Here is a 7,031-nt window from a genome sequence, read left to right as displayed (position 1 = left end):
GGGGTTCATGGATCGCACTCGTTCCTCGCAAGTATCCGTTCTGATCGAAAAAGCTCGATAATTTAAAGCTGTTCCAGCTGGCTCCCATGATGGGAGCCAGCTGTGATTCACCATCCAAAAATAATAAAGGTGAGAAGTAATGCATAACTTCCCTCAAGGGTTGTATGGGGCGCTCGTCCTGGGTATTTCTATTTCAATACCTTTTTCAGTCGCGCACGCTGACTTTCTAGATGATACTTCCGTCAGTTTAGGAATGCGCAATGCCTATATTGACCGCGACTTTCATCAGTCCGATGCACCAAAATCCCGTGTTGGCAGCTGGAGCCAAGGCTTCGATCTGCGTATAAACTCAGGTTACACGGAAGGGCCCGTTCAGTTCGGCCTGGATGTCGATTCCCAATGGGCCTACAGGCTTGACGGAGGCGGCGGCAGAGGCCCGGATAGCGTCTTGCCCTATCACGCTTCAAGCCAGTCACAAGCTCGAGTTTACGGGCGTACAGGTGTAACAGGTAAAGCCCGGTTCTCAAAAACTGAGCTCAAGGTCGGCGAGCTTCGCCCGATGTTACCAGTAGCCTACATTGATGACTCGCGCCAATTAGTGACCACCTACCAAGGCGCTCTCATTGAATCTAAAGAGATTGACGGTCTTAGTGTTACCGCAGGCAGGATCACTGAGATCGCATCACGCGAGTCATCTAACAGAGAAAAGATTTACTTAATGACCGGGAGTGGTCGGGTAGCCCGCAGTGACGGCCTAAATTTTGCGGGCGGAACTTACGAGCTAAGTAAATCGCTTTCCGCAACATACTTTTACGGCCAGCTGGAAGACATCTATAAGCAAAATTATCTCGGATTAGCTCATGTTCTTCCATTCGGGGATGGATATAGCCTGAAGACTGATCTTCGCTATTACCATAACACCGAAGATGGCGCGGCGCTTTACGGGGAAATCGACAACCAGGCATATGGCGTCATGACTGCCCTGAAAAAAGGAGGTCATACATTCACAATTGCCTACCAGCGCATGCTTGGTGACGATGGGTTCCCCGTTTTCAATGGCTATGCTCCGCAACCCTACTTGGTTAACTGGTCGACGTTAGGCTTCTTCAAGCCAAACGAAAGCTCATGGCAAGCCCGTTACGACTATGACTTCGCCGCTTCCGGTATTCCCGGGCTGCGTTTCATGACTCGATACATGAGAGGTACGGGTATTGATCGTGGCGACAACCTTGATAAGAACGTGGAGAGCGAACTCAACCTGGTTCTAAACTATGTGATCCAGAGTGGCCCACTCGCCGGCCTTGGCTTTGAATGGCGGCACATTGATGTCAAGACTCGATATGGTTCTGCCACCTTGGCAGGAGCAGATTACGACGAGAACCGCCTGATCACCACCTATACCTACAAGTTTTGAAATCCTCCCAAGGCGCTCCATTCCGGGGCGTCTTGCACATGAGTGAGCATAGGCGCTCTGCAATTTGTTAATCTACAGGCCGCCGAACACTCCACGTCACCAAGACGGCATCTTCGGTACAAAACTTGCTTGACTCACTCTTATTTGTAGGTGGGGCTTTCGAAATGGGTACATTCATCACCACTGCAGCCGTCCCCGGATCGGATGTGCCTAGCTTCTGGAACGAGATCAGTAAAAAATACTTCGTGGAGCTCAAATGTAGCCTTGGTTCCAGGTTGGCTCACAGCGCTAGCACTTCTTTTCAGGCCTCGCTCTCCCACAATGCACTCGGAAATCTCGATCTCATCGACCTCCGTGCTACCCCGCACGCGGTACAGAGAGCAAACAATCACACTCAGTCCGAGGAATTTTTCATACTCAGCCTTCTAACTGAGGGTGTTTGTGATCTTTCTCAAAATGACAGAATGTGCCGAGTCTACCCCGGGCAGTTGGTGCTGTATGACACAAGAAGCGAATACAAGGTCGAGCTTCTCGAAACTTTCAGAATGTGCTCCATTAGGATTCCAGTGGACACAATGCGGCTATATTCTCCTGCGGCAAGCAATGCCGTGGCCCTGCCTATCGATACCATGACCGGCATCGGCAGAATTATTTCAAATTTGATGCTTAATATATTTGAAGAGAAAGAGAGCAGTCCAGATATTAAAATGGACGATCTGGCAAAACCTTTGTTGGAAATGTTAAGCATAGGCCTTGATGGGGTCTGCGGAGTCAATGAGAAGCCAAATTCACGTTTATCTAATTATCACGCTGGAAGGGTAAGGCAATTCATTGAGGATAATCTTTATGATCCTGGTTTGACTGTAGATGCTGTAGCTACTGCCCTGAAAATGTCTTTGAGCTCGGTGCATAGAGCATTCGTGCATCAGCCATTGTCCGTAGGTGAGTTTATTGTTAGGCGGCGAATTGAAGCATGCCAGCAAGATTTGATTAGCCCAGTCACAGCCAACCGCTTGATTAGCGACATCGCCTATGATTGGGGTTTTTCAAGTAACGCGCACTTTAGTCGAGCGTTCAAAAAATATACTGGCCTGAGCCCTCGTGAGTACCGGTCGCTGCACTCACAAGGAACCCAAGAGGCGGGTAAGAAAACTCCCCTCAAGCCTGTGTTGCCAAGGGAGCACCTTTAGCCTTTAACGCGAGTGGAGCTGTCTCCACAAAAGCGATTGAGACGACAGCGATAGCTGCGAACGCCACCCCCACCATTATCATTGGATATTGCAATCCAAACTGGTCAGCCAACCCACCTGCAACAATGGGCATGACAACGCCACCGAGCATTTCTCCGACACAGGTTGGAATACCTACTGCACTGCCTACAATGCGGCTTGGTACCGTTTCTGCGGGAATGATTGCCAGGAAAATAGGTGCAGTACCAAACCCAAAAATCCCCGCAACGAACAGCAGCCCGAACATGGCCGCCGGTGGTAATGGGTACAAAGCAAATATCAGCATCAAAACGCTGTACACAGCGGCGCAGGCGACCATGATTGGCTTCCTGCCCAAACGGTCTGAGATGGCGGGCATCGCGATCATGCCGATGAAACCACCAAAGCCCCAGCCGGAGATGATGATTCCGACTGTATCAAGCTCAAGCCCAACGACTTTTGTTAGGTAGAGCGCGACGAAAGTGGAGAATACGAATAGTCCAGTCTGGAAGAAACATCCGGCAACCGTTGCTACCCATATATTTCGGTAACGCAGGGCTGCAAACGCTCCAGCATTCTCGTGTGGTGAATTTTGTTCAAGTGGCGCATTCGGCTCCTTCATAACCTTGGCAATACAAAACGCTAAGATCAAACCAGGAATGCCAACCACAACAAACACCATCTCCCATGGCATGTAGTTATTAAGTTGAGTGGCGATGATGGGGCCCAGACCGATTCCAAGCAGGGGGAAAAATGCCTGATGGATCCCTAAGTTCATCCCCTTTTTTTCGGGCCGTGATGCCATGGCGATTGCAGCTACGCTGGTGCTGAATACGCCACCTTCTCCTACGCCCAGTAAGCCTCGAACCACGAGCATACTGGTGAAGCTTTTTGCCAATGCAGTCATCCAAGTCATCAGGGAGAAAAAGACGCTAGAATAAATAAGGACTCTTTTTCGTCCATATTTATCGGACAAACTCCCCAGCACCCAAGTTGATATCGCCCAAGTTAACGCCAACACAGATGCTACAGCTCCTGCCTGCATGTTGTTCAAACCAAGCTCCGGAATAATAACCGGGAACAGGTATAGAACCACAAATCGGTCAAGCCCTACTATACCGAAAAGCAAGGCAAGCAAAAGTACAATCTTAAACTCATACGTCATCGATTTCATGATGTGCTTGTGACCTTTGAATTCAAATTTTAATGTTATTTAAAAACCAAAGCCGTAAGCTACACCGGACACCAGGCGCACGCGGCGAAATTTTTCATAGGAGCTCCACAAGTATTGTTATTAGGCAGTGAGCTGAATTGCAGAGAGGTCAACATCTTCGTGTTGAATCTCACCACTCTCAATTTATTTCGGGCACTTCCTCCGACTGGATAATGTTGGTTTCGTTTATTTGACCTTCATTGATGACCACAACGGGTCGGCGTGGAGACTTGTTTAACAAAAGTTGAGTAACATCAGGTCTCGAGTAATGACCGGCGGGATCAGCAGCGAGCTTAGCGAGACTGAGCACTCCCAGATCCAAATCTGCAAGTAGTAGCCCTTCAGAATGCTCATCGATTGGAGAAGCTAAAGGCGAACCATCTGGGCCAAAAATTCGGGCGTGCCCACCACCCTCAGGCAAAAGCTTTCGAGCGTCATCGTTCATGCACAGGATTTCAATCATCTCCGGGCTGACAACGGAGCTGGGTGCGATGACGAAGCACTGACCTTCAACTGCATACGTCTGGGTGACAGCCGTGTTCACCTCAGGCCCAAGCGAGTAGGCAACGTCCCTATACAGTGAGAAGCTGGGCCAGGCTGCGATATGTATCTGCTCGTGCTGCGCATACATTGCATATTTGGTAAGTGGCTGGACATGCTCCCAGCAACACAGTGATCCGATCTTTCCGAGACTGGTGTCAACGACTGTCAGGTCGCTGCCATCCCCTTCACCAAACAAACAGCGCTCCACTAGCGTGGGCTTGAGCTTTCTGCGTGTGCTTAACGTGACGCCTTTATTGCTGATCAAGGCCTGAGCCATATACAGGCTGCCCCCTGATCTTTCGCTGAATCCAATAGAAAGGTGAATATTGTGACGCTTGGCCGCCTCCTCAAGTCGCCTGTATTCGACGCTGTCGACCATCATCGAATTATCGTGGTAACGCTGGACGAACTGCATCGACCAGGCGGGCGTGCCCAGCCACAGAAAGAAGGGGTAGCCTGGGAAGAAATTTTCCGGGAAAGCGATGAGCTCAACGCCTTCTTGGGCCGCTTGCCCGATAAGGCCAATAGCTTTGTCGATAGTCGCGTCAAGGTTGAGAAAAACGGGAGCTGCCTGGACGGCTGCTACCCTAAAAGAGGGGTGTGAGACTGGCATGGCGGTGTCCTCTTGGCCTGGGTCGGCCTCAGTCTAATCGCCAGTTGAATCCGCCTTTTGATCATCCATGTCAGGGAAATTGCTCCAATATCCCAGTCTACAATCGACCAGTTCCTATCCGAAGAAATATAAGCTTTGTCTATTTTCACATCGAAAATCATTTATTTGTCTGATGCGGCGTTGCGTGATTTCATGAGGTGCGACGAATCTAAATACTGTGGAGATATCATGAGAATTGCAGTCATTGGCGCCGGGGCTATGGGTGGACTTTTTGGAGCGCGCTTGGCGCTTGGCGGGCAAGAGGTATCCCTGATTGATGCATCCGAGCCAACCATCCAGGCAATCAAGCGCCAGGGCCTGATCCTCAAATCACATGGTGGCTCCAATACCGTGATGTTGCCTGTCGGGCGCGCGGATGACTTCCAAAACCCATTCGATCTACTCATCATTTTCACCAAAGGCTTTCACACCTCAGCGGCGATTGAGTCGGTAAAGCACCTGGTCGGCCCTAATACCTGGGCAATGTCTGTTCAAAATGGCCTGGGAAACGCTGAGCGAATCGCTGCAGTCGTACCAAATGAGCGCATCATTGTCGGTATGACCAATTTCCCCGCAGACTTGATTGAGCCGGGTGTAGTCAGTAGCCACGGTGAGGGGCATATCAACATCTGGACTGCCAGTGGCGAGGATGATGCCAACGTCCATCACATTGCCGAAGCCTTTACTGCAGCTGGATTGGAGTGCATTGCCAACCCAGACGTGCAAGTGGCAATTTGGGAGAAGGTCGCTTTCAATGCGGCACTGAATTCTCTCTGCGCAGTGAGTGGCCTGACTGTAGGCGGTGTCGGAAAATCGGAGCAAGGCAGAAGCTTGGCTAGCCAGATCATCAAGGAAACGGTTGCAGTCGCGAATGCCAGTGGAATTGCTGCTCAGCAAAGTAACGTAGCAACCGCCATCCAACACGCGTTTGATAATCATGTAAGCCACAAGCCATCCATGCTTCAAGACGTAGAAGCACGTCGCCGGACGGAGATCGACTTCATAAACGGTGCCGTCGCTGATCGTGGCCGGAATGCGGGTGTTGATACCCCTGTGCTGAGAACGCTTGGTGACTTGGTCAAGCTGATCGAAAGCGGCTATTGATTGAAAGACGCTTGGCTCCGAGGCCAAGTGCAACGTTACTGAATCAGGGTGTTGCATCATGCTGAAAAAGTAAGATGCAATGCCCTGGTGGCTACCCAACCAAACTGATCTGTCACATACCGATTTTGTCCGGCTAACACTGCGAACACGATCTCGACACCTGCTGCTCCCACCTTTCCTTTCTCACAGCATAAATATTACATACTGCAAGTGAATTCGTAGGCTGCCACGCAATACGCCACCGGCATCTCTCGATACCAATGGCGTTGCTGGAGATTTCTCAGACTCAGTCAATAGATTCGTAAGGCAATCCAACGTAGTTCTCAGCCACGCTCTTCCGACCTGTTTCAGACGACACGAAGTAATCCAGCTCAGTTTCGTGAATTCGCTGGCTGAACGAATCCGTACCTGCGAAGTTGTGAAGCATGGAGGTCATCCACCAGGAAAAGCGTTCTGCCTTCCATACACGACGCAGGCATATCTCTGAGTATTTGCTCAGCAGATCGGTACGACCATCCTTGTAGACCTTGACCATGATGCGATACAACGTATTCACATCACTCGCTGCCAGATTCAGGCCTTTGGCTCCGGTCGGAGGAACAATGTGTGCGGCATCACCCAGAAGGAACATGCGCCCGTATTGCATTGGCTCTACGACAAAGCTTCGCAGCGGGGCAATGCTCTTTTCAATCGATGGGCCAGTGACCAGGCGGTTGGCCACATCCTCCGGCAGACGACTTTTCAGCTCACCCCAGAATCGCTCGTCTGACCAGTCCTCGACCTTTTCCTGAGCATCTACCTGGACGTAATAGCGGGTACGGGTTGGGGAGCGCATGCTGCACAGCGCAAACCCACGCTCATGCCGGGCGTAGATCAGTTCTTCATCCACTGGCGGGG

General features: G+C 50.7%; 6 protein-coding genes. 3 read left to right on the top strand and 3 right to left on the bottom strand.

Translation table 11 applies throughout. The features are described from left to right. Nucleotides 1-139 precede the first annotated feature (139 nt). Together G1E_RS25135 and G1E_RS25130 are read left to right on the top strand one after the other, a co-directional pair. Entirely contained in the window at nucleotides 140-1,414 is a 1,275-nt protein-coding gene (locus G1E_RS25135) for an OprD family porin (RefSeq protein ID WP_009681594.1), read from the top strand. Between the two features lie 164 nt (nucleotides 1,415-1,578). Beyond that, nucleotides 1,579-2,604 carry a helix-turn-helix domain-containing protein gene (locus G1E_RS25130; protein ID WP_009681593.1) on the top strand — a complete coding sequence of 342 codons (1,026 nt, stop codon included), beginning with the start codon at nucleotides 1,579-1,581 and terminating at the stop codon, nucleotides 2,602-2,604. On the opposite strand, the gene G1E_RS25125 is transcribed toward G1E_RS25130, so the two are convergent. Both G1E_RS25125 and G1E_RS25120 read right to left on the bottom strand, forming a co-directional pair. Further along, nucleotides 2,573-3,796, bottom strand: a complete 1,224-nt coding sequence (locus G1E_RS25125) for an MFS transporter (protein WP_009681592.1) — start codon at nucleotides 3,794-3,796, stop codon at nucleotides 2,573-2,575. The genes G1E_RS25130 and G1E_RS25125 overlap by 32 nt on opposite strands. A gap of 178 nt (nucleotides 3,797-3,974) precedes the next feature. Further along, entirely contained in the window at nucleotides 3,975-4,991 is a 1,017-nt protein-coding gene (locus G1E_RS25120) for a carbon-nitrogen hydrolase family protein (protein WP_009681591.1), read from the bottom strand. Nucleotides 4,992-5,126: 135 nt separating this feature from the next. Here G1E_RS25120 and G1E_RS25115 point away from each other — a divergent pair, with 135 nt between their 5' ends. Beyond that, the gene (locus G1E_RS25115; protein ID WP_225624692.1) at nucleotides 5,127-6,134 is read left to right on the top strand and encodes a ketopantoate reductase family protein; all 1,008 of its coding nucleotides are present in this window, start codon (nucleotides 5,127-5,129) and stop codon (nucleotides 6,132-6,134) included. Nucleotides 6,135-6,420: 286 nt separating this feature from the next. Here the strand turns inward: G1E_RS25115 and G1E_RS29935 are convergent. Next, nucleotides 6,421-7,031: FAD-dependent monooxygenase (locus tag G1E_RS29935; protein WP_047150213.1), on the bottom strand; the 611-nt coding region annotated here is incomplete at its 5' end.

This window comes from Pseudomonas sp. TJI-51 (genome assembly GCF_000190455.2).
GTDB lineage: Bacteria > Pseudomonadota > Gammaproteobacteria > Pseudomonadales > Pseudomonadaceae > Aquipseudomonas > Aquipseudomonas juntendi.
Note: the sequence above shows the minus strand (reverse complement) of the source record. Positions and strands in the feature narration are given on the sequence as shown.

Bases quoted from the DNA above. Each gene is read 5' to 3' on its own strand.
- G1E_RS25135 (WP_009681594.1), top strand. From the start codon at position 140: ATGCATAACTTCCCTCAAGGGTTGTATGGGGCGCTCGTCCTGGGTATT.
- G1E_RS25130 (WP_009681593.1), top strand. From the start codon at position 1,579: ATGGGTACATTCATCACCACTGCAGCCGTCCCCGGATCGGATGTGCCT.
- G1E_RS25125 (WP_009681592.1), bottom strand. From the start codon at position 3,796: ATGAAATCGATGACGTATGAGTTTAAGATTGTACTTTTGCTTGCCTTG.
- G1E_RS25120 (WP_009681591.1), bottom strand. From the start codon at position 4,991: ATGCCAGTCTCACACCCCTCTTTTAGGGTAGCAGCCGTCCAGGCAGCT.